A 19,793-nucleotide genomic window follows, 5' to 3' on the forward strand; every position below is an offset into this window, starting at 1 on the left:
GGCGCCGGGCACGGGCGTCGAAAAGGGGAGAAGATCTTGCGCGAGTTCGTGGCGACGTTCCTGGATGCGGGACTGCTGGTGCTGGCCGTGCTGGCGTTCGTTTTGCCCGCCCTGTCCGTCCTGGCGCTGGTGTTGCGCGCCCGGCCGGAACGATTCCCGCGCTGGAACACGCCTGGCTGGCGCCGGGCAGGCATCGCGGTGCTGTGGCTGCCGTTCGTCGTCATGGCGGTGTACGGCGGCACCGCGTGGTGGGCGGCCAAAGCCTATGACCGCTACTACTTCTTCGGCCTGCTGATCGCTTTCGTCTACCTGCTCGTCGCCATGCTGGTGTCGATGGGCGGGCTGTTCTGGATACGCTCGTCCAGACGCCGCCTTCGGGATTGAGTCCGCCGCGCGGCGAGCCCCGGCGGGGGCCCTGGACGGACGTGCTATAAAATAATAACAATTCCTATTTGCAATATATCTCGAGGTGCGCCTTGCCTGCGCCGGAATCTCCCCCCGCCGACACCGTCACGCAGCTATATCGTGAACACCACGGCTGGCTGTCGATGTGGCTGCGCAAGAAGCTGGGCAGCTCCTTCGACGCGGCCGACCTGGCGCACGACACCTTCGTGCGGCTGATGGCTGGCCGGCGCCGGGAGCAGGCGGGCGATGAGCCGCGCGCGCTGCTGACGCACATCGCGAAGGGCCTGGTGGTGGACCATTGGCGCCGCCGCGCGCTGGAAGACGCGTATCTGGACGCCGTTGCGCAATTGCCCGCGCCCGAAGCGCCTTCGCCGGAGGCGCGGACGCTGATCCTGGAGACGCTGCACGCCATTGATGCGGCCCTGCGGTCGCTGCCCGCCAGGACGCGCGAGATCTTCGTGCTGTCGCAGTTCGACGGCCTGGGCTATGACGCCATCGCGCAGCGCCAGCGCGTGTCGCTGTCCACCGTCAAGCGTCACATGCAGGCGGCGCTGACCGCCTGCCTGATTGCCTATCAGGCCGACGCGTCATGAGCGCCGCCATCGACCGCGCCATCGACCCCGCCATTCTGAATGAAGCCGCCGGCTGGCTGGTCCGCTTCCAGTCCGAGGTCCTGTCGGCGTCCGACCGGGAGGCCTTTGACCGCTGGCGCGGCCGCAGCGCCGCGCACGAGGCCGCCTGGCGGCGCGCGGAGGAAATGCTGCGCGGTTTCGGTCAGGTGCCGCCCGCTGTCGGCGGCCAGGCGCTGCGCCGGGCGGACCGCGCCGGACGGCGGCAGGCCCTGCTCGGGCTGGCCGGGCTGCTGGCGCTGGGACCGGCCGCGTGGCTGGGCTGGCGCGAGCTGCCCTGGCTTGAATGGCGCGCGGACCTGCGCACGGCCACGGGCGAGCAGCGCCGCATGGAACTGGCCGACGGCACGCGGCTGGTGCTGAACACATCCAGCGCCGTCGACATCGACTACACGCCGCAACAGCGCGTCCTGTGGCTGCGCTCGGGCGAGATCCTGCTGACGACGGGGAACGATTCCGCGCCGGCCCATCGGCCGTTCATCGTCCGGACCACGCAGGGGTCGCTGCGTGCGCTGGGCACGCGTTTCCTGGTGCGCGACGAGGGCGGCAGGGTGCGCGTGGCCGTCTTCGACGGCGCCGTCGAGGTCCGGCCCGCAGAGGCCAGCGCGGCAACCGTGGTGCTGCAGGCCGGGCAGCAGACCGTCTTCACCTCGCGGGAGGCGGCGCCGCCGGCGCCCGCCGATGCGTCGTCGGCTTCCTGGGCGGACGGCATGCTCGCCGCGCGGAACTGGCGGCTGGCCGACCTGGTGGACGAGCTGGGGCGTTACCGGCGCGGCGTGCTGCGCTGCGACCCCGCCGTCGCCGGGCTGCGGGTGTCGGGCGCGTTTCCGCTGAACGACATCGACGCCAGCCTGCGGCTTCTGGAAAAGACCCTGCCGGTGCGGGTGCGCCGGGTGACGCCGTTGTGGGCCACCGTGCTGCCGGCAGCCGCGGTTACAAATTAATCGCGGGCCGGCTGACACTTTTTTCCGCTTCGTCCGGTGTACCGGGTGAATCGTCGCGACATGCGCGCCACCCAGACCCCAACGAAGGATCGTTTCATGGTTTCCCGAATCTCCCGTTCGCCACGCCCGTCCCGTGGACTCGCCGCCGTGCTGCCCGTCGCAGCGCTGGTCCGCGCCGCCGGCCTGGGCCTGCCGCTGCTGGCCGCCACGGGCGCCCCGGGGCTGGCGGACGCCGCCGAAGTCGCCGATGCCGCCGCGCGCAAGTCCTACGCCATCGCGGGCGGTCCGCTGGGCGACGTGCTGGCCGGGTTCGCCGCAGCGGCCGGCGTTCCGCTGTCTTTCGATCCGGCCATGGTGCAGGGGCGGCATAGCGACGGGCTGAACGGCGCCTATACGGTGCGCGAAGGCTTTGACCGCCTGCTTGCGGGGTCGGGCTATGCGCTGTCGGAACAGGGCGGCGGGGCCTATACGCTGCGCAAGCTGCCGTCCGCGTCCGGCGAAGCCGACACGACCGTGCTGCCGGCGGTGACCGTCGACGGCGCGGGCGTGAGCCCGTCTGCGCTGCCGCCCGTGTTCGCGGGCGGTCAGGTGGCGCGCGGCGCGCGGCTGGGCCTGCTGGGCAACCGCGACGTGATGGATACGCCGTTCAACGTCACCAGCTACACCGCAGAACTGCTGGAGAACCGGCAGGCGGTGACGCTGGCCGATGCGCTGAACGCGGAGCCTTCGGTACGCTTCACCGGCCAGATCGGCGGCGTGACGGATTCGTTCTATATCCGCGGCTTTCCCATTGGCGAGGGCAACCTGGGCGAGATCGCCTTCGACGGCGTTTATGGCGTGGCGCCCAACTACCACGTCTTCACCGATTACATCGAGCGGGTGGAGGTGCTGAAGGGGCCGGCGGCGCTGCTATACGGCATGTCGCCCAACAGCGGTGTGGGCGGCGTGATCAACATGGTGCCCAAGCGTTCGCTGCCCGAAGACCTGACCCGCCTGTCCGCCGATTACGTGGGCGATTCGCAGTTCGGCGCCCGGGTGGATCTGAGCCGCCGCTTCGGCAACGAGGGCGAATGGGGCGTGCGGGTCAATGGCATGCACCGGCAGGGCGATACGCCGCTGGACAACATGTATTCGCGCACCGATATCGGCGCGCTGTCGCTCGACTACCAGGGCGAACGGCTGCGCGCGTCGCTGGACCTGCTGACCCAGCACGAAAAAATTGATGCGCCGACACGGCCGTTCCTGGTCGCGGCGGGCATCGACGTGCCGCGCGCGGCGGATGGCCGCCGCAACGCCACGCAACCCTGGGGCTGGTGGAAGTCGGACGGCCAGTCCGCACTGCTGCGCGTGGAATACGACATCAACGACCGCCTGACGGTGTTCGCGGACGCGGGCGGCTCTGACACCAACGTGTCGCGCCTGTCCGACCAGACGCCCACCATCGTCAACGAAGCCGGCGACACGGTCGTGACGCCGAACAATTTCCGGTTCGAGGTCAACCGCAGCACCTACAACGCCGGGCTGCGCGCCAAGCTGGACACCGGGCCGGTGCGCCATGCGGTGAACTTCATGGGCAGCCTGTACAGCGACCGCAATCTGCAGGCCAGCGTGACGGGCACGCCGCTCACGTCCAACATCTACCGGCCCATCACGCGGCCCGAACAGCACATTCCGGCCCCGGCCAATGTGCCCAAGGTGTCGTCGTCCGACCTGTCCGGGCTGGCGCTGGCCGACACGATGAGCATTCTGGACGACCGCGCGCAGCTGACGCTGGGCGTGCGCCATCAGCGCATCGAGTCGCGCAACTTCAACGGGACGACGGGCGTGCGCACCGTCAGCTACGACGAAAGCGCGACCACGCCGCTGGCGGGCCTGGTGGTCAAGCCCTGGAGCAACGTGTCCTTCTACGCCAACTACATCGAAGGCCTGAGCAAGGGCGACGTGGCGCCGGCCACGGCGTCCAATGCGGGCGAAGTGTTCAAGCCCTACAAGGCCAAACAGAAGGAAGTGGGCGTGAAGGTGGAGCTGGACAACGCCATGGTGACCCTGAGCGCGTTCGAAATCACCAAGCCCAGCGGCCAGCTCACCAACGGCGTGTACGGCGCGGACAGCGAACAGCGCAACCGCGGGCTGGAACTGAATCTGTCCGGCGAACCGCTGCGCGGCCTGCGCCTGCTGGGCGGCGTGACCTTCCTGGACGCGGAGCTTACGCGCACCAACAGCCGCGCCACGCTGGGCAACCGGCCCGTGGGCGTGCCCAAGGTGTCGGTCAACCTGGGCGCGGAATGGGACACGCCGTGGGTGCCGGGGCTGACGCTGACGGGCGGCATGGTCCACACGGGCAGCGAATACATCAACCAGGCCAACACCCAGTCCGTGCCGTCGTGGACGACGTTCGACGTGGGGGCGCGCTATGCCGTCAAGGTGCAGGGCAAGGACGTCGTGCTGCGCGCCAACGTGGTGAACGTGACCAACCGCGCCTATTGGTCGGGCGTCGCGTCGTACGGCACGATCTCGCAGGGCGTGCCGCGCACGCTGATGCTGTCGGCGTCGATGGATTTCTAAGGGCGGCGCTCAGCTACGGCGCCTGATGCAGCATCAGCGCCAGTTCCACGCGCTCGCCGCTGCGTACCCGGCTGACCGCCTGCCGGTCCGTGACCCGGTATATGCCTTGCGCGCCCCGGACCGGCCGATGCGACGTGGCGATCACCGCCGCATCGCCCAGGCCCAAAGGCAGGACCATCGGGCGCGATTGCATGCGCGGGCGCTGCTCGGTCATCACGATCTCGCCGCCCGTGTAGTCCTGGCCGGGTTCCGACAGCAGGGCGATCAGCCGCAGCGGAAAGACGCGAACGCCGTCGGCGTGCATCAGCAAGGGCTGGTAGTCGTCGGCGCGCAGGCGCTGGATGCAGGACAGGGCGCGGCGCTGGCCGGCCTGGATGTTCTGTTGCGTGTACGTCGCCAGGTCGTCGGGATAGGACGCGTCTTCGCCGAGCGCCGCCGCCCAGGCGCGGGCAACCGGGAGCAGACGGCGATACAGGTCGGCGCAAAGCGGGGGCAGCGGTTCGGGCAGGGGCTGGGGCAGCGCGTAGCGATCACCGTGGCCTGTCCGCGCGGGAGACGGGGGCGCATCGCCGATCGTGTCGTGCGCCCAGCGGCGCGCATCGCCGGGGGCAATCAGCCCGGGCAGCAGCGCCCAGCCCTGAACGTCCAGTTCGCGCGCAATGCGCGGCCAGTCATAGTTGTCCAGTGGCTGGAAGAGGGGCGTGGTCATGGCGAGGCTTAAAAGGGGCACAGCGGTACAGGCTAGCGCAAGCGCGGCGCCGCGGCACTCCGCTGCTTGCTGCCGCAACACCTGTCCGGCGGGGCGCGGCGAGGCTTGAAGTATGCTTGTCCGCTTCATGAATACTTCCGATGCTTCCCGCAATGACTGATTTTCCCTTTGACGCCGTGCTGTTCGACTGCGACGGCGTCCTGGTCGATTCCGAACCCATCACCAGCCGCGTGCTGACCGACATGCTCAACGAATTGGGCTGGGGCATCACGCATGCGGAGACGATGCAGATCTTCACCGGAAAGGCGGTCAAGGACGAGCTGCCGCTGATCGAGGCGCGCACCGGCGCGACGATCACGCAGGACTGGTTCGACCAGTTCCGCCAGCGCCGCAACGACGCGCTGGATCGCGACCTGCTTGAAATCCCAGGCGCGCCGGATGCGGTGCGCGCCCTGCACCAGGCCCTGGACGGCCGCATCGCGGTGGCCTCGGGCGCCGACCGGCGCAAGGTGGAGCTGCAACTGGCCAAGGTGGGCATCGCCGACTGCTTCAACGGCCGGGTGTTCAGCGGCCACGAAATGCCGCGCAGCAAGCCGTTCCCGGACGTGTACCTGGCCGCCGCGCAGGCGCTGGGCGTGGACCCGCGGCGTTGCGCCATCGTCGAAGACACGGTGACCGGCGCCACGGCGGGCGTGGCCGCGGGCGCGACCGTGTTCGGCTACAGCCCGGACGCCAACGGCCACAGCGGCGCGCAGGCGCTGCGCAGCGTGGGCGTGTCGCAGGTGTTCACCGACATGCGCCAGCTGCCGGCGCTGCTGGCCGGCTGGCAGGCGGCCGCCGCCTGACGCTGGCCGGCGCAGTTACGCGTCAGCGCCCGTTCGCGGTGTATTGCTCGCCGCCGTCCAGGTCGATCACGGTGCCGCTGAGGTAGCCCGCGCGCGGCGAAGCGCCGAAGACGATCATGTCCGCCACTTCGGCGGGTTCCATGAGGCGCCCGAAGGGCAGGTCGGACAGCGTGTCCTGCCAGCGCGATTCGTCTCCCCAGCGGGCCTGCGCGCGCTGGCGCGCCAGCGTCAGCACGCGGTCGGTGCGGGTGCGCGATGGGTTGACGCCGAAGACGCGCACGCCGTGGCGCGGGGCTTCGCCGCCCAGGGCCCGGGTGAAGGCGATGAGCGAGGCGTTGGCCGCCGCGCCGCAGATATAGTCGGCGCGCGGCGCCGATCCGGCCATGCCGATGATGTTGGCGATGACGCCCGCGCCGGCATCGCGCATCTTCGGGTAGTAATGGCGCGCCAGGCTGATGTAGCCGTGCACCTTCAGTTCCCAGCCCGCGCGCCAGCGCTCGTCCTGCACCTGGTCCAGCGCGCCGCCGGGCACGGCGCCGGCATTGTTCACCAGGATGTCGACCGGACCCGCCTCTTTGCACAGGCGCTGCGCCGCGCCGGGCTGCGCCAGGTCCAGGGTGACGGCAGCGGCGTCGCGGCCCGTCTGGTCGCGGATTGCCGCCGTGGCGCCGTGCAGCGCGGCGTCGTCGCGCGCCACCAGGATCGGCTCGGCGCCCTCGCGCGCGAAGGCGACCGCGCAGGCAAGGCCGATGCCCTTGGATGCGCCCGTGATGAGCACGCGTTTACCCGCCAGCTGCAAGTCCATGTGGAGCTCCTGTCGATGTGCGCCGGAAGGCGCGGGCCTCCCAGGTTTGTAAACCAGATGGCCCGCGCTGTGCGGCGCGAGATGCGACAGAATCAGACAGGCAGGACGTGAAGTGCGCGGGCGCGCCGCTGACGCGCACCGCCTGCTATGCTGGTTCCACCTCGGCTCCAAGGAAGCGGCGATGTCGGAAATCTGGCTGGAAATCTGGACCACCGCGCGGAGCGAGTTCGCCGACATCCCCGACGTGGGCGAGGCGACCCGCATCGTGCTGCGTCTGGGCATGGCCGTCATCCTGGGCGGTCTGCTTGGCTACGAACGCGAACGCAGCGGCAAGGCGGCGGGGCTGCGCACGCACATGCTGGTGGCGCTGGGCGCGGCCATCTTCGTGCTGGTGCCTCTGCAGGGCGGCATGCAGGTGGGCGACCTGAGCCGCGTGTTGCAGGGCGTCATTGCCGGCATCGGCTTTCTGGGCGCGGGCGCCATCATCAAGCTCAGCGACGAGCGCGAAATCCACGGACTGACCACGTCGGCAAGCATCTGGATGACGGCCGCGATCGGCGTGGCGGCGGGCATGGGGCGCGAGGCCACCGCCGTGGTCAGCACCCTGATGGCGCTCTTCGTCCTGGCCGTGCTGCGCCGCGTCGAAGCCCGCATTGCGGCCAAGGCGGAAAAGCGCGTGATCTCGACCGACGACAAGTAGCGGGCGGCGTCAGGTGCCGCCCGACACCTCGATGAACGAGCCGCTGGTGTAGCCGGCCTCATCGGAGAACAGCCACATCACGGCGCCCGCCACTTCTTCCACGGTGCCGCCGCGGCGCAGCGGGATTACGCTCTTCAGGCGGTCGACCCGGCCTGGCTCGCCGCCGCTGGCGTGCATCTCGGTGTAGATCGTGCCCGGGCGCACGCCGTTGACGCGTATGCCTTCGGGCGCGACTTCCTTGGACAGGCCGATGGTCAGCGTGTCCATCGCGCCCTTGGATGCCGCATAGTCCACATATTCGTTGGGCGAGCCCAGGCGCGCCGCGGCGGACGACACGTTGACGATGGCGCCGCCCTGGCCGCCATGGCGGGGCGACATGCGCCGCACGGCTTCGCGCGCGCAAAGGAAGGCGCCGACGACGTTGGTCGACAGCACGCGCAAGATGCGGGCGGGGTCCATGTCTTCGACCCGCATCTGCTTTTCCAGGATGCCGGCGTTGTTGACCAGCGCGTCGATGCGGCCCAGGCGCTCGTCCAGCGTGCGGAACATGCGCAGCACCTGGTCTTCCTGCGAGACATCGGCCTGGATGGCGACGGCGGTTCCGCCGCCGCGCTGGATGTCGTCCACCACCGCCTGCGCGGCGTCCGCGTTCGCGTGGTAGTTGACGCCCACCGCGTAGCCGCGGCTGGCGGCAAGCTTGGCGACGGCGGCCCCGATGCCGCGGCTGCCGCCGGTGACCAGCAAGACTTTGGACATGGTTTTCTCCTGTTGAGGCTGCACGTTAGCAAAGGCGGGCGTTCAGATCCATACGTCGTTGGGTGCGCTGCGCGCGCCGCCCTGGTCGCCGGTGTTCAGGACGCCGCGCGGTTCGATAAGCATGACCTGCGCCTCGTCGGGTGCGCAGGGCTTGTGTTCCACGCCCTTGGGGATAACCGTCATCTCGCCGGGGCCCAGCTCGATGGCGCCGTCGCGCAGTTCGATGCGCAGCCGGCCCTGGACGACGATGAAGGTCTCGTCCGTGTCGGCGTGCGAATGCCAGACGAACTCGCCGCGCAGCTTGACGAGCTTGAACTGGTAGTCGTTCATTTCGGCGACGACCTTGGGCATCCAGTGTTCGTGGATCAGCGCCAGCTTGGCGGCGAGATTGATGGGTTGCATGGAAGGCATGGCGGCACCGGGGCAAGGGAAAGAGTCCCCACGATACGCCGCCCCTGGCCGCACCGTCTTGTACGATCGAGCAGGTTTTTTCCGAGCCGCCCGGCTCAGGCTTGCAGCATCCGCCGCCAGCGGTCGGGTGCGATGCCGAAGGCCTGGACGTGCCGGCGCGTCAGGTGGCTTTGATCGGTGAAACCGGCATCGGCCGCGGCTTGCGCCAGCGGCAGGCCCGCCGCGATGAGCCGCCGGGCCAGGTCCAGGCGCCGCAGCATCACGTAGCGGTACGGGCTGGTGCCGAATAGCGCGCGGAAATCCCGCGACAGGCTCCAGCGGTCGACGCCCGCCGCCCGCGCCAGGTCGTCCAGGGTAATGGCCTGGTCCAGCGACGCGTGGATGTAGTGCCGGGCACGGTCCGCGGCGGCGTAGTCGGGCAGGCGCCGTCCCGTCCGGCCGCCCGCGGCGGCGCTGAGCGCATGGGCCAGCTCGAACAGCGCGTCGTCCTCTTGCAGCGGATCTATCGGTTCGCCAGCGTCCTGCAGCAGCGCGCCGCTGGCCGCGTACAGGCGGGGATCGGCGCTGATGCCGTCGCGGACGAACGGCAACGGCCGGCCGCCCAGGATCTGCTGGATCAGCGCCGGCTCTACATAGATCATGCGGTAGCGGAAGCCCGCGTCGGTGCCGGCTTGGCCGTCGTGCGCTTCGTCGGGATGCAGCACGATGGTGCCGCCCGGCAGGCTGTGCCGGTAGCCGCGGCGATAGTGGAAGCTCTGCACCCCGGACAGCGTGCGCCCGATGGCGTAGGTGTCGTGGCGATGCATGTCGTAGCCATGGCCGCCAAAGTAGGCTTCGATGCGTTCGACGCGGCTGGATGGCGCGGCGCGCCGGATCCAGTCGCGCTGGGGTTGCGTCCGTGCCATGGCGTGGCGGCGGCTAGGCCTGCGCCTTCAGCTGGACCAGCACGAACTCGTTGCCGTACAGGTCGATGAAATGGGCGTACGTGGCGGTCTCGTCATGCACAGGCTCCTTGGTGAAGCGCACGCCCTTGGCCGCGAACCGGCCGTGGTCGCGCAGCACGTCGTCGGTGTAGAACACGCCCACCGGCTGGCCGCCGGTCTGGTCGCCGACGCGGTCGCGCTGCGCCCCGGTCTGGGCCTGCAGCAGCCATACGCCGACCGAAGGCTGTTCGGGCAGGCGCAGGTGCACGTAACGCTGCTGGCCCATGGGCATGTCGACGAACACTTCCATTCCCAGCTTGTCCTGGTAGAAGGAAATGGCGGTGTCGTAGTCGTTCACGAGCAGGACAAGACGGCCCAGCGAATGCATGTCAGGACTCTCTTGAAGTTGAGTGTGCGGCCATGCTAACCCAGCGCCGGGCCATTTTCCGTTAATCCCCTTCGCTGAGCAGGCGCAGGCCCACCAGGGGATAGCGCGTCTCCTGGGTATTCCAGTTGCGGTACGACGAACGGGTGTACAGCGCCCACGTGTGCCAGGAGCCGCCGCGCCGGACGCGCACGTTGCCGGTGGCCGGGCCCTGCGGGTCGTCGACGGGGGAGCGCGCGTAGTAGTCCTCGCCATACCAGTCCGCCACCCATTCCCAGGCGTTGCCGTGCATGTCGTACAGGCCGAATGCATTGGGGCTGTAGCTGGCGACGGGCGCCGTGAACGTGTTGCCGTCGTGGCGGACCGAGGCGTAGGGCTGCCATTTGGGCCACAGCGGCTGGGCGTCGGCGTCGAAGCCGTTGCCGACGTCGGGCATGGCCGCCGGGTCGTCGCCGTTCTGGTAGCGGGTGCGTGTGCCGGCGCGGCAGGCGTATTCCCATTCGGCCTCGGTGGGCAGGCGGTAGACGCGGCCTTCTTTCTGGGTCAGCCAGCGCGCCAGCGCGGTGGCGTCGTTCCAGCTGATGTTCACGACCGGATGGTCGTCGCCCTGCGCAAAGCCCGGATTGCGCCAGGAGTAGCGGCGGTCGCGGCCTTCGAAGGCGTCGCCGCTCTGGGATTTTTCCGGATCGTAGGCGGCGTTGTAGCCGTAGCCGCCGGTGCCGTCGGCTTCGGATTCCGGGACATAGCCGGACGCTTCGATGAAGCGCCGGAACTGGCCCACGGTGACTTCGGTGCGTTCAAGGTAGAACGGCCGGGTGATGCGCACGGTGTGCACGGGCGCCTCGTCGAACAGCTGTGCGAACCGGTCAGCCGGATACTGCGGATAGGCGGCGGCCAGTGTGTCGGGCGCTTCGTCGCTGCCCATCTGGAACGTGCCGGCGGGCACGCGCACGAAGGTCATGCCCAGCGAATTTTCGAACTGGACGGGCGGTTCCGCGGCGAGGGCGGCCGCCGGCAGCAGGGCGCAGAGCAGGACCAGGGCAGTGCAGGGTCGCATGGTGTCTGAACGGGCAGGGTGTGAAGGTGCGCAATAGTAGGGCCGCCGCGTGCGGGCCGCCAGACGCGGGGAACCCTCATGCCGGAAGCGCTGCGGTCAGGACGGCGCTTTCTGCCGGTCCAGCCATTGCCGCGGGGACGCGCCGATCTTCTGGCTGAAGACGCGCGATAGCGCCGAGGCGTTCGCGTAGCCCAGCTCCAAGGCGATCGTCTTGACCGCCTGGCCGTCGCGCAGGCGCGACTGGGCCAGCGCCAGGCGCCAGTCCGCCAGGTAGTCCGCGGGAGGCTGGCCGACCAGGTCTTTGAAGGCGGCGGCAAAGGCGCTGCGCGACATGCCGGCCCGGGCAGCCAGATCGGCAAGGCTCCACGGCGCGCCGGGCGCTTCATGCATGGCGACCAGCGCGCGGGCCAGGCGCGGATCGGACAGCCCGGTCATGACGCCGACCTGGATGCCGGCTTCTTCGGCGTGGTCGATCAGCCAGCGCAGTAACTGGATCAGCACCACTTCGAACAGGCGGTCCGCCAGCAGCCGCTGGCCGCAGCGCACCTGTTCCGTTTCGGCGAAGAGCAGCCCCAGGGCCTGTTCCAGGCCGCCGACGCGCGCCAGCGGCAGCGCGATCAGGGGCGGCAGCGCGCGCACCAGCGGGTGGCGGTCGCCGCCGTCGAAGTGCAGGGTGGCGCAGGTGAAGTCCGACCCGTCCTGCGGCGGGTTGTGGAATTCGTGGTGCACCGGGCGCGGGTAGAAGAGCAGGGTCGGCTCGGCCACGCGCAGCCGGCGGGGCAGGCCGCTGCCCGGACGGTGCCCGACTTCCATGTCGCCGCGCCGCAGCACGTGCAGGAAGCCGCGGCCGGGTTCCGGGGCGAACCGGTTCAGGCCGCACAGCGGGCCCGCATGGAAAAGCTGCGCGCGCACGCGGAACCGCTCCAGCAGGGGGGACAGGCGATCTATCGAAGTCGTCATGACGAGCCTGGACGAATAGATATGAAGTGTGGACGATAAGTATCCAATATAACTCCGGCCGCGAACATACTGACGCAAAGGCAGACGGCAACCGCCAGCAGCCTTGTCCCTAACCTCAATGAAAGGAAATCATCATGTCCCGCGTACCGCTTATCGACACTTCCGTTGCCCCCGCCGCCAGCAAGGGCCTGCTTGACCAGATCCACGGCGCCTTCGGCGCGACGCCCAACATGTTCCGCGCCGTGGCGAATTCGCCGGCCGCCCTCAAGAGCATGTGGGCATCTTTTGGCGCGCTGGGCGGCGGCGTGCTGCCGGCCCAGCTGGGCGAAAAGATCGCCGTCGCCGTGGCCGACAGCAACCGCTGCGAATACTGCCTGGCCGCGCATACCGCGCTGGGCAGGAAGGCCGGCGCCAGCGCCGCGGAGATGGCGGCCGCCCAGGCGGGCCGTGCCGACGATCCGCAGACCGCCGCCGCGCTGGATTTCGCGCTCAAGCTGGTGCGCCAGCATGGCCAGGTGGGCGACGGCGACGTGGCGGCGCTGCGCGCGGCCGGATTCAACGACGAGCAGATCGTCGAGATCGTGGCGCATGTCGCCCTGAACCTGTTCACCAACTATGTGAACGTGGCCTTCAACGTGCCGGTGGATTTTCCCCGCGTGCAACTGCGTGCGGCGTGAGCCAGCGCAGCGCTGACGCTGGCGCGGAACCCCGGTGTCAGGACGGGGCGGGCCAGGGGGCGTTGACGGCTCCCTAGCCCGCCTTGCGGATCGTGAAGTTGATGCGCACGCTGCCCAGTTGCGGGTGCGGCAGGTCTTGCAGCGGCATCACGCCGTGATAGCGCAGCCGGTCCACGCCGCCCCAGACGACGACGTCGCCATGAAACAGCGGCACGCGCTCGGCGCGGTCGGCGCGCGCGTCGCCGCCGAAGAGGAACATGGCCGGCATCCCCAGCGACACGGACACGATGGGCGCGGCGTAGTCGCGCTCATTCCTGTCCTGGTGCAGAGACAGGCGCGATCCCGGTTCGTAGCGGTTGACCAGGCAGGCGTCCGGCGCAAATCCCGGAAATCCGGCCTCGGCGGCGGCGTCGGCCGCCAGGCGCAGGAACGACTGCGGCATGGCGGGCCAGGGCTGGCCGGACTGCGGATCAATGCGGCTGTAGCGATAGCCGCGGGCGTCGGTCGTCCAGCCCAAGCCGCCGCAGTTGGTCAGCGCCACCGACATGGTGTAGCCCCCGGGCGTCTCCATGTGGCGGAACGGCGCCTGAGCCGTCACCGCGTCCACCCCGGCCAGCAGCTCATCGACCACAGGCAGCGCGTAGCCGCGCAGGACGACGGCTTGCGGGCCGAGCGCCACGCGTCCGTGCTGGACGGGATCATCGCCGCCAAAGAGGTCCAGGGTGCAAGCCATGTCAGAGCGCGTCGTGGAAGATGATGCCCAGCGTGTGGCGGCGGCCCGTGCGCAGCTCGCTCACGCCATGGCGCATCGCCGCCTTGCGCCAGCCGCGCACGCCGGGCACGGGGCGCTGGTTGACGGTGAACACCAGCGCGTCGCCCTGCCGCAGGGGCAGGACATCGGCCCGCTGTTCGCGGCTGCCGGTTTCCGTCATGACGAATTCGCCGCCGGTGAAATCCTCGCCGGGACGCGACAGAAGCACCGCCACCTGCAGGGGGAACACGTGTTCGCCGTACAGGTCCTGGTGCAGGCAGTTGTAGTCGCCCGGCCCGTATTGCAGGATGAGCGGCGTGGGCCGCCGCTGGCCGGCCGCGTGGCAGCGCGCCAGGAATGCGGCGTGGTCTGCGGGATACTGCGCGGCGATGCCCATCTGCCGGTTCCAGCGATTGGCGATCGGCGCCAGGCGCGGGTACAGGGCGCTGCGCAGGTCTTGCAGCAGGCCGGGCAGGGGATAGCGGAAATACTTGTACTCGCCGCGGCCAAAGCCGTGGCGCGCCATTACTACCCGGCTGCGGTAGCGGTCTTCGTCCGGGTAGGCGGCGGACAGGGCCGCGCAGTCGCCGGCGGGAAGCAGGCCGGGCAGGATGGTGCTGCCGTGGGCGTCGAGCTCCACGGCGGCGCGGATCCAGTCTTGCTGGCTGATAAGGGCTTCGGCGGGCGCCAGGGTCATGATTGCGGGAAAACGGTAAGGGCCAGACCCAGTCTACGCCTTGCGCGCGGGCCGGCCACTCCGCTTGTTGCTCGGCTACAGCAGGGGTTCCAGCGGCAGCATCGACGCGAACCACACCGTTATCCGCTGCCACACGTTGGCGCCCGGCTCGCGGTCGTACCGGATGGTCTTGCCGTCGCGCTGTTCCAGCCAGTAGAGCTTGCCCATGTCGTCCAGCCGGACCTGATAGGCGGTGCGCAGCACGTCCTGGTCGAACGCGTCGGCGATGTGCCTGGCCAGCGTGGGGCTGTCGATGACGAAGCCGAGTTCGGTATTGAGCTGCGCGGAACGCGGGTCGAAATTGAATGAGCCCACGAAGACCCGCTGGCCGTCCACGGCAAAGGTCTTGGCGTGCAGGCTCGACCCCGAGCTGCCGAAGGGGCCCAGGCTCTTGTTGCGCTCGGCGCCCTGCGCCATGCGCTTCATTTCGTAGAGTTCCACGCCGGCGGCCAGCAGGTCCTTGCGGCGCTTGGCGTAGCCGGAATGCACGATGGCCACGTCGGTGGCTTCCAGCGCGTTGGTCAGGACCCGCACCCTGACGCCGTTGCGGGCCATTTTCGCGAAGGCCTGCGTGCCGCTCGCGGTGGGCACGAAATAGGGCGACACCAGCGCCAGGTCGGCGGCGGGCACGCCCAGGATTTCGTGCAGCTGATGCGGCAGCGTCGCTTCGCGCGGCGCGGTGCCGAGGGTCTTGCGGGGATCGTCGCTGACCATCCGCGTCGTCGCCCATTCCAGGCTGAGCTCGCCTTGCAGCAGCTGGCGGATGAAGGGCAGTTCCCGCATGGCTTCGGCGTAGGCCGCGGCTTCGGGCGATTGCTCGACGCTGGCGGCGTCGGCCTCCAGTACTTCGAGTTCATGGGGAACGGCCTTCTTGAGCAGGCCCGCCACCGGATAGGCCGAATCGCTGCTCCAGTAGCGGTCGAAATCCGACGAGACGTCGCTGACCGCCGCGCCGATGGCCAGGACGTCCAGGTCCGTGAACAGCACGCCGTCGGTTGCGCCGAAGTATTCGTCGCCGATGTTGCGGCCGCCGATGATCGTAGCCTGGTTGTCCGCCGTGAAGGACTTGTTGTGCATGCGGCGGTTCAGGCGGCTGAAGTCCGTCAGGTAGCCCAGCGTCTTGGGCCAGCGCACCGTGAACGGGTTGTACAGCCGCACCTCGATGTTCGGGTGGCCGTCCAGCGCGGACAGCGTCTGGTCCAGCCCCGAGGTGCCGTTGTCGTCCAGCAGCAGGCGCACCCGCACCCCGCGGTCGGCGGCCTCGTGCAGCGCTTCCAGCAGCATGGTGCCGGTCATGTCGGCATGCCAGATGTAGTACTGCACGTCCAGGCTGCGTTCGGCCGCGCGCGCCAGCATCATGCGGGCGGCGAAGGCGTCGTGGGGATCGGCCAGCGCGTGGATGCCGGACTTTCCGGGGTGCGCGGCCGCCAGCGGCGCAATGGCCTGGCCCAGCGGCGTGGCCGACGATTCCGCCGGGGTGAGCGCTTTCGAGACGCTTCGTTCGTCCAGCGAGGGCAGGGAGCAACCAGCAAGAAACGCGCAAAAGAGGGTCATGAATAGGGGCTTGGCCATTTGCATGACCGGTATTGTGCCTAATCAATGTGGAATCGGCGGAAGTGTGTTGGTTGCCGCCTGTATCAGGCTTCCAAAATCGCATGGGCTTGACATGTTTTCATATATGAGAGAAATTCCCTTATATGGAAAACATAACGACAATCGACCCCGGGCTGGACCTGCGCCTGGCCGCCAGGCTCAAGGCGCTGCGCCAGGACCGCGGCTGGTCCCTGGACGATCTGGCCGGCCGCGCCGGCATCAGCCGCGCAACGCTGTCGCGCCTGGAAAATGCCGAGGTCAGCCCCACTGCCAGCGTGCTGGGCAAGCTGTGCGCCGCCTATGGCCTGACGATGTCGCGCCTGATGCTGATGGTGGAGGACGACTTCGTCGCCCGTGTGCCGGAACGCGACCAAGCCGTCTGGGTGGACGACAGCGTGGGTTTTCGCCGGCGTTCGGTGTCGCCGCCGGCCCAGCGCCTGGCGGGCGAAGTGCTGGCCTGCGAACTGGCCGCGAACGCCCGCATCGCCTACGAACAATCGCCCCGGCCGGGCCTGGAGCACCACCTGCTGATGCTCGACGGCCAACTGTCCATCACGGTCGATGGCCAGGCGCACGACCTCGTTACTGGCGACTGCCTGCGCTACCAGCTGTTCGGCGCCAGCGCCTTCGCCACCCCGCCGCACAGCGGCGCCCGCTATCTCCTGTTCATCGTCTGAGCCCGTCATGACCCACGCAAGCCTTGAATTGACCCTGCTGCCGGCGGATGCCGCCGCCGCCTGCCTGCCCGATCTGGCCACGCTGCTGCACGCCTGCGTGCAGGGCGGCGCCAGCGTCAGCTTCGTGTTGCCCTTTACCGCGGAAGACGCGCAGACGTTCTGGCGCGCCAAGGTCTTGCCCGGCGTGGCGGGCGGCGCGGTCAAGCTGTGGGTGGCGCGCGTGGACGGCCGGCTGGCGGGTTCGGTCCAGCTGGACACCGACACCCCGCCCAACCAGCCGCACCGCGCCGAGATCCGCAAGCTGCTGGTGCACCCGGATTTCCGCCGCCGCGGCATCGCCCGCAGGCTGATGCAGGAGGCGCACGCCATGGCCGCCCGTCTGGGCCGCACCCTGATCACGCTGGACACGCGCACGGGAGATTCCGCCGAGCCCCTGTATGCGTCGCTGGGCTACCGGACTGTGGGGGTGATCCCCGGTTTCGCCCGCGATCCGATTGATGCGGGCAAGGTGGACGGAACGACGATCATGTACAGGCAGGGATGAGCGCCGTCACGGACGCGGCGCTCAGGCCAGCGGTTTGATGCCCACGCTGTAGGGCGGGGCGTTGCCGCGCGCGGCGGCCTTGATCTTCAGCATGGACCCGCCTGGCGTGAATTCGAACTCTTGATAGGGCACTTCGAACCACTGGTGGAAGCTGGTGCGCGAGAATTCCGGCACCCACACCTTGGCGCGCTTCGCGTCGCAATGGAATTCCACCAGCGTGCGGTCGATGCCCAGCGGACGCGTGTTGCCGATGCGGTAGCTGACGCGCAATTCGGCGCTTTCGGTCTGGCCGGGCTGCCAGGTCAGGCCGATGGATTCCATGAATTGTTCGATCGCCTGAATACCGCGATACATAGCTGACTCCGAAAGCAGTGGGGCGCGGCGCGCCCGCCATAAATCCGCCGCGCGCGGCGGCGGGAAACAGACGGATTATCCGCCATTCCGGCGCGGCCTGCCGGCGCGGCCGCGCAACGGGACCGCCATGCCGTGCCGGGCCGGGCGTTGCGCCGCCGCGCCCGGCCGTTGCGCCGCGCAGGCGCATGAACGGAGAAATAGGCAGGTTTCAAGCAAGATCGAGCCTGTACGGCCGACCCCCCGATTCTTACTATCCTTTCCAAGGCCGGAGCGGGCGGCGGCTTCCAGAATACGCCGGCGCCGGCCGGGCCGCGCGGCATCTTGCCCGTGGCTGCAAGCAAGGGAAGGGATACTCATGAATACCGAAAAAATCTGGTTTGTGACGGACGCGTCGGCGGGTCTGGGCCTGGTGCTGGTGAAGATGCTGCTGGATCAGGGGCACAAGGTGGCGGCGACGTCCCGCGACGGCGACGCCTTGCTGGACGCCGTGGGGGCCAAGCTGGAAGGCCGGTTCCTGCCCTTGACTGTCGACCTGGCGGACGAGCGCGCGGTGCGCCGCGCGGTGGCGGCCGCCGCCGCGGCGTTCGGCGGCATCGACGTGGTGGTGAACGGCGCGGGCCAGGGGCAGCAGGGCGCGCTCGACAGCCTGTCCGACGCGCAACTGCGCGTCAGCTTCGATACGCATGTCTTCGGCGTGGCGAACGTCATCCGCGCGGTGATGCCGCGCATGCGGGCGCAGCGCGGCGGGCACGTGTTCAATATTTCTTCGATCCTGGGTTTCGACGGCGGCAGCGTCGAGTGGGGCGCCTACAGCGCGGCGAAGTTCGCGGTCTGCGGTCTGACCGAGACCCTGGCCGCCGAGGCCGCGCCGCTGGGCATCCGCGTTTCGCTGGTGTATCCGGGGGCGTTGCGGGAAGGCATGCCGCAAGCGTCTCCCGAAAGCGCCGCGCGCGGCGGGCAGGGCTACGTCCAGGGCGGCGATCCGGTCAAGGCCGCGCAGGCGCTGATCAATGCGGCGCAGGCGCAGTACGCGCCCCTGCACCTGTTTCTGGGCCGCGATTCCTTCGATCAGGCGCGCAGCAAGATCCAGGGCGTGCAGCAGGAACTGGCGCGCTGGCGCGAACTGTCGGTGTCGATCGGCTTCATGGACGAGCGGCGCCTGGCGGCGTAGCCGAGCCGCTCAGCCCGCCAGGCCGCGCGCCGCCTGGTAGGCGCCCAGCAGCGCCAGACTGACCATGAAGCACAGCTTGAAGGTGCGCGCCGAAAGCCGGCCGCGCAGCCACTGTCCCAGCGCCATGCCTGCCAGCGCGGGCAGCAGCATCAGGATCGACGCGCCGGCGGCGGCGGGCGCATAGCCGCCATTGAGCCAGAGCCCGGCAGCCAGGGCCGCGGTCGACACGGTAAAGGAAATGCCCATGGCCTGGATCAGTTCGTCCTTGCCCAGGTTCAGGGCCTGCAGATACGGCACCGCCGGAATCACGAAGACGCCGGTGGCCGCCGTGATCAGGCCGGTGATGGCCCCCGCCGCGATGCCGAGCGCGTTTTCGCGTTGCGGCGGGACGCGGGGCGGCGATCCGAACAGGCCCCACGCGGCGTAGGCGATCAGCGCGAAGCCCAGGCAGACGCTTGCCCAGTGGCCGGAGGGCGGTCCCAGCCAGAGCGCCCCGGCGATGGTGCCGGCGCACACGCCCGCCTGCAGGCCGCCGACGCGGCGCAGGACCCGCGGCAGCGCGGGCCAGGGCCGTGCCTGCCACAGATTGGTGATCAGCGATGGCACGATCAGCAAAGCCGCGGCCTGGGCCGGGGCCATGACGAGCGCCAGCATGGCCATGGAAATGGTGGGCAGGCCCAGTCCGACCACGCCTTTGACCACGCCGGCCAGGACGAAGACGGCGATAACGGCGGCCAGCAAGGTCGGGTCCAGGAAGTTCATGAGGGCTCGCAATGGGCAGTGAGGGCGTCCTTGGGGCGGCCGAACAGCGCATAGGCCACGTCCTGCGCCGGCCCTTCGTTCTGGCGCGCCGCGCGCAGCAGCCACAGCCGGCCTTCGCACAGGTCGGCGGGCTGGGACGGGCCGTAGAGGGCGGGGCCGCCGATCAGCGCCACGCCCAGCATGCGCTGGGCGGACGCGTGCCCCTCGCGCGCCGAGGCGCGCAGCCAGGCCAGCATGGCCGCGTAGTCGCCCTGGGTCTGAGCCTCCAGCGCCAGCGCGTATTGCTGGGCCGGCGTGATGGGGCTGCCGAGTCCCGCCCTGGCTTCGGCCATGCCTGAGGCGTGCAGGGCCAGCGAGATCAGGGCCAGCGCCGGCCATCGCGCGGCCGCGCCGCGCCATGTCGTGATGTTCATGGTTTTTCCCTTGTCTTGGTG

At 69.5% G+C, this 19,793-nt stretch carries 24 protein-coding genes; 10 read left to right on the forward strand and 14 right to left on the reverse strand.

The features are described from left to right. The first annotated feature begins 36 nt into the window (after positions 1-36). From KYC_RS23760 to KYC_RS23775, 4 genes are all read left to right on the forward strand, one after another. Positions 37-384, forward strand: a complete 348-nt coding sequence (locus KYC_RS23760; protein ID WP_008167251.1) for a hypothetical protein — start codon at positions 37-39, stop codon at positions 382-384. Between the two features lie 92 nt (positions 385-476). Beyond that, a complete protein-coding gene (locus tag KYC_RS23765) occupies positions 477-998 on the forward strand; it encodes a sigma-70 family RNA polymerase sigma factor (RefSeq protein ID WP_008167253.1) in 522 nt (173 codons plus the stop codon). Next, on the forward strand, positions 995-1,978 hold the full coding sequence (locus KYC_RS23770) for a FecR domain-containing protein (RefSeq protein ID WP_008167255.1): 984 nt from the start codon (positions 995-997) through the stop codon (positions 1,976-1,978). Before KYC_RS23765 ends, KYC_RS23770 begins: the two co-directional genes overlap by 4 nt. Before the next feature lie 96 nt (positions 1,979-2,074). Further along, on the forward strand, positions 2,075-4,543 hold the full coding sequence (locus KYC_RS23775; protein WP_043519150.1) for a TonB-dependent receptor: 2,469 nt from the start codon (positions 2,075-2,077) through the stop codon (positions 4,541-4,543). Between the two features lie 13 nt (positions 4,544-4,556). On the opposite strand, the gene KYC_RS23780 is transcribed toward KYC_RS23775, so the two are convergent. Beyond that, positions 4,557-5,252 (reverse strand): 2OG-Fe(II) oxygenase, encoded by a 696-nt coding sequence (locus KYC_RS23780; RefSeq protein ID WP_008167260.1) that lies wholly within the window; start codon positions 5,250-5,252, stop codon positions 4,557-4,559. A gap of 152 nt (positions 5,253-5,404) precedes the next feature. Between KYC_RS23780 and KYC_RS23785 the strand changes: the two genes are divergently transcribed. Beyond that, positions 5,405-6,097 (forward strand): HAD family hydrolase, encoded by a 693-nt coding sequence (locus KYC_RS23785; protein ID WP_043519171.1) that lies wholly within the window; start codon positions 5,405-5,407, stop codon positions 6,095-6,097. 22 nt (positions 6,098-6,119) lie between these two features. Here the strand turns inward: KYC_RS23785 and KYC_RS23790 are convergent, their stop codons facing one another. Continuing rightward, on the reverse strand, positions 6,120-6,902 hold the full coding sequence (locus KYC_RS23790) for an SDR family oxidoreductase (protein ID WP_008167264.1): 783 nt from the start codon (positions 6,900-6,902) through the stop codon (positions 6,120-6,122). Between the two features lie 181 nt (positions 6,903-7,083). Between KYC_RS23790 and KYC_RS23795 the strand changes: the two genes are divergently transcribed. Further along, positions 7,084-7,602 (forward strand): MgtC/SapB family protein, encoded by a 519-nt coding sequence (locus tag KYC_RS23795; protein WP_008167266.1) that lies wholly within the window; start codon positions 7,084-7,086, stop codon positions 7,600-7,602. Positions 7,603-7,611: 9 nt separating this feature from the next. Here KYC_RS23795 and KYC_RS23800 read toward each other — a convergent pair whose 3' ends face one another. The 6 genes from KYC_RS23800 to KYC_RS23825 form a co-directional block, all read right to left on the reverse strand. Further along, positions 7,612-8,358: an SDR family oxidoreductase gene (locus KYC_RS23800; protein WP_008167267.1), complete on the reverse strand. Its 747-nt coding sequence runs from the start codon at positions 8,356-8,358 to the stop codon at positions 7,612-7,614. A gap of 42 nt (positions 8,359-8,400) precedes the next feature. Further along, positions 8,401-8,769 carry a cupin domain-containing protein gene (locus KYC_RS23805; protein WP_043519151.1) on the reverse strand — a complete coding sequence of 123 codons (369 nt, stop codon included), beginning with the start codon at positions 8,767-8,769 and terminating at the stop codon, positions 8,401-8,403. A gap of 95 nt (positions 8,770-8,864) precedes the next feature. After that, entirely contained in the window at positions 8,865-9,674 is an 810-nt protein-coding gene (locus KYC_RS23810) for an AraC family transcriptional regulator (RefSeq protein ID WP_008167272.1), read from the reverse strand. A 13-nt stretch (positions 9,675-9,687) separates the two neighbouring features. Continuing rightward, a complete protein-coding gene (locus KYC_RS23815) occupies positions 9,688-10,080 on the reverse strand; it encodes a VOC family protein (RefSeq protein ID WP_008167273.1) in 393 nt (130 codons plus the stop codon). Between the two features lie 61 nt (positions 10,081-10,141). Next, complete coding sequence (locus tag KYC_RS23820) at positions 10,142-11,134, reverse strand: formylglycine-generating enzyme family protein (protein ID WP_008167275.1); 993 nt, start codon at positions 11,132-11,134, stop codon at positions 10,142-10,144. 96 nt (positions 11,135-11,230) lie between these two features. After that, positions 11,231-12,094 (reverse strand): AraC family transcriptional regulator, encoded by an 864-nt coding sequence (locus KYC_RS23825; RefSeq protein ID WP_008167276.1) that lies wholly within the window; start codon positions 12,092-12,094, stop codon positions 11,231-11,233. 134 nt (positions 12,095-12,228) lie between these two features. Here KYC_RS23825 and KYC_RS23830 point away from each other — a divergent pair, with 134 nt between their 5' ends. Beyond that, positions 12,229-12,771 (forward strand): carboxymuconolactone decarboxylase family protein, encoded by a 543-nt coding sequence (locus KYC_RS23830; protein WP_008167277.1) that lies wholly within the window; start codon positions 12,229-12,231, stop codon positions 12,769-12,771. Positions 12,772-12,844: 73 nt separating this feature from the next. Here KYC_RS23830 and alkB read toward each other — a convergent pair whose 3' ends face one another. The 3 genes from alkB to KYC_RS23845 form a co-directional block, all read right to left on the reverse strand. After that, on the reverse strand, positions 12,845-13,504 hold the full coding sequence (gene alkB, locus KYC_RS23835; protein WP_008167278.1) for a DNA oxidative demethylase AlkB: 660 nt from the start codon (positions 13,502-13,504) through the stop codon (positions 12,845-12,847). Between the two features lies 1 nt (position 13,505). Next, positions 13,506-14,219 (reverse strand): 2OG-Fe(II) oxygenase, encoded by a 714-nt coding sequence (locus tag KYC_RS23840; RefSeq protein ID WP_008167279.1) that lies wholly within the window; start codon positions 14,217-14,219, stop codon positions 13,506-13,508. A gap of 75 nt (positions 14,220-14,294) precedes the next feature. After that, positions 14,295-15,836: a phospholipase D family protein gene (locus tag KYC_RS23845; RefSeq protein WP_008167280.1), complete on the reverse strand. Its 1,542-nt coding sequence runs from the start codon at positions 15,834-15,836 to the stop codon at positions 14,295-14,297. 119 nt (positions 15,837-15,955) lie between these two features. Here KYC_RS23845 and KYC_RS23850 point away from each other — a divergent pair, with 119 nt between their 5' ends. Next, positions 15,956-16,528, forward strand: a complete 573-nt coding sequence (locus tag KYC_RS23850; protein ID WP_008167281.1) for a helix-turn-helix domain-containing protein — start codon at positions 15,956-15,958, stop codon at positions 16,526-16,528. A 7-nt stretch (positions 16,529-16,535) separates the two neighbouring features. Next, entirely contained in the window at positions 16,536-17,072 is a 537-nt protein-coding gene (locus KYC_RS23855; RefSeq protein WP_008167283.1) for a GNAT family N-acetyltransferase, read from the forward strand. A gap of 21 nt (positions 17,073-17,093) precedes the next feature. On the opposite strand, the gene KYC_RS23860 is transcribed toward KYC_RS23855, so the two are convergent. Then, positions 17,094-17,426: a hypothetical protein gene (locus tag KYC_RS23860; RefSeq protein ID WP_008167285.1), complete on the reverse strand. Its 333-nt coding sequence runs from the start codon at positions 17,424-17,426 to the stop codon at positions 17,094-17,096. A 355-nt stretch (positions 17,427-17,781) separates the two neighbouring features. On the opposite strand from KYC_RS23860, the gene KYC_RS23865 reads away from it, so the two are divergent. Next, on the forward strand, positions 17,782-18,597 hold the full coding sequence (locus KYC_RS23865; protein ID WP_008167287.1) for an SDR family NAD(P)-dependent oxidoreductase: 816 nt from the start codon (positions 17,782-17,784) through the stop codon (positions 18,595-18,597). Between the two features lie 9 nt (positions 18,598-18,606). On the opposite strand, the gene KYC_RS23870 is transcribed toward KYC_RS23865, so the two are convergent. Together KYC_RS23870 and KYC_RS23875 are read right to left on the reverse strand one after the other, a co-directional pair. Continuing rightward, complete coding sequence (locus tag KYC_RS23870) at positions 18,607-19,359, reverse strand: sulfite exporter TauE/SafE family protein (RefSeq protein WP_008167288.1); 753 nt, start codon at positions 19,357-19,359, stop codon at positions 18,607-18,609. Next, positions 19,356-19,772: an SEL1-like repeat protein gene (locus tag KYC_RS23875; protein ID WP_008167290.1), complete on the reverse strand. Its 417-nt coding sequence runs from the start codon at positions 19,770-19,772 to the stop codon at positions 19,356-19,358. Before KYC_RS23875 ends, KYC_RS23870 begins: the two co-directional genes overlap by 4 nt. Positions 19,773-19,793: the final 21 nt, after the last annotated feature.

This window comes from Achromobacter arsenitoxydans SY8 (assembly GCF_000236785.1).
GTDB lineage: Bacteria > Pseudomonadota > Gammaproteobacteria > Burkholderiales > Burkholderiaceae_B > Achromobacter > Achromobacter arsenitoxydans.

Coding starts and splice junctions, on each gene's coding strand:
- KYC_RS23770 (WP_008167255.1), top strand. CDS start 995: ATGAGCGCCGCCATCGACCGCGCCATCGACCCCGCCATTCTGAATGAA.
- KYC_RS23775 (WP_043519150.1), top strand. CDS start 2,075: ATGGTTTCCCGAATCTCCCGTTCGCCACGCCCGTCCCGTGGACTCGCC.
- KYC_RS23780 (WP_008167260.1), bottom strand. CDS start 5,252: ATGACCACGCCCCTCTTCCAGCCACTGGACAACTATGACTGGCCGCGC.
- KYC_RS23785 (WP_043519171.1), top strand. CDS start 5,405: ATGACTGATTTTCCCTTTGACGCCGTGCTGTTCGACTGCGACGGCGTC.
- KYC_RS23790 (WP_008167264.1), bottom strand. CDS start 6,902: ATGGACTTGCAGCTGGCGGGTAAACGCGTGCTCATCACGGGCGCATCC.
- KYC_RS23795 (WP_008167266.1), top strand. CDS start 7,084: ATGTCGGAAATCTGGCTGGAAATCTGGACCACCGCGCGGAGCGAGTTC.
- KYC_RS23800 (WP_008167267.1), bottom strand. CDS start 8,358: ATGTCCAAAGTCTTGCTGGTCACCGGCGGCAGCCGCGGCATCGGGGCC.
- KYC_RS23805 (WP_043519151.1), bottom strand. CDS start 8,769: ATGCCTTCCATGCAACCCATCAATCTCGCCGCCAAGCTGGCGCTGATC.
- KYC_RS23810 (WP_008167272.1), bottom strand. CDS start 9,674: ATGGCACGGACGCAACCCCAGCGCGACTGGATCCGGCGCGCCGCGCCA.
- KYC_RS23815 (WP_008167273.1), bottom strand. CDS start 10,080: ATGCATTCGCTGGGCCGTCTTGTCCTGCTCGTGAACGACTACGACACC.
- KYC_RS23820 (WP_008167275.1), bottom strand. CDS start 11,134: ATGCGACCCTGCACTGCCCTGGTCCTGCTCTGCGCCCTGCTGCCGGCG.
- KYC_RS23825 (WP_008167276.1), bottom strand. CDS start 12,094: ATGACGACTTCGATAGATCGCCTGTCCCCCCTGCTGGAGCGGTTCCGC.
- KYC_RS23830 (WP_008167277.1), top strand. CDS start 12,229: ATGTCCCGCGTACCGCTTATCGACACTTCCGTTGCCCCCGCCGCCAGC.
- alkB (WP_008167278.1), bottom strand. CDS start 13,504: ATGGCTTGCACCCTGGACCTCTTTGGCGGCGATGATCCCGTCCAGCAC.
- KYC_RS23840 (WP_008167279.1), bottom strand. CDS start 14,219: ATGACCCTGGCGCCCGCCGAAGCCCTTATCAGCCAGCAAGACTGGATC.
- KYC_RS23845 (WP_008167280.1), bottom strand. CDS start 15,836: ATGCAAATGGCCAAGCCCCTATTCATGACCCTCTTTTGCGCGTTTCTT.
- KYC_RS23850 (WP_008167281.1), top strand. CDS start 15,956: ATGGAAAACATAACGACAATCGACCCCGGGCTGGACCTGCGCCTGGCC.
- KYC_RS23855 (WP_008167283.1), top strand. CDS start 16,536: ATGACCCACGCAAGCCTTGAATTGACCCTGCTGCCGGCGGATGCCGCC.
- KYC_RS23860 (WP_008167285.1), bottom strand. CDS start 17,426: ATGTATCGCGGTATTCAGGCGATCGAACAATTCATGGAATCCATCGGC.
- KYC_RS23865 (WP_008167287.1), top strand. CDS start 17,782: ATGAATACCGAAAAAATCTGGTTTGTGACGGACGCGTCGGCGGGTCTG.
- KYC_RS23870 (WP_008167288.1), bottom strand. CDS start 19,359: ATGAACTTCCTGGACCCGACCTTGCTGGCCGCCGTTATCGCCGTCTTC.
- KYC_RS23875 (WP_008167290.1), bottom strand. CDS start 19,772: ATGAACATCACGACATGGCGCGGCGCGGCCGCGCGATGGCCGGCGCTG.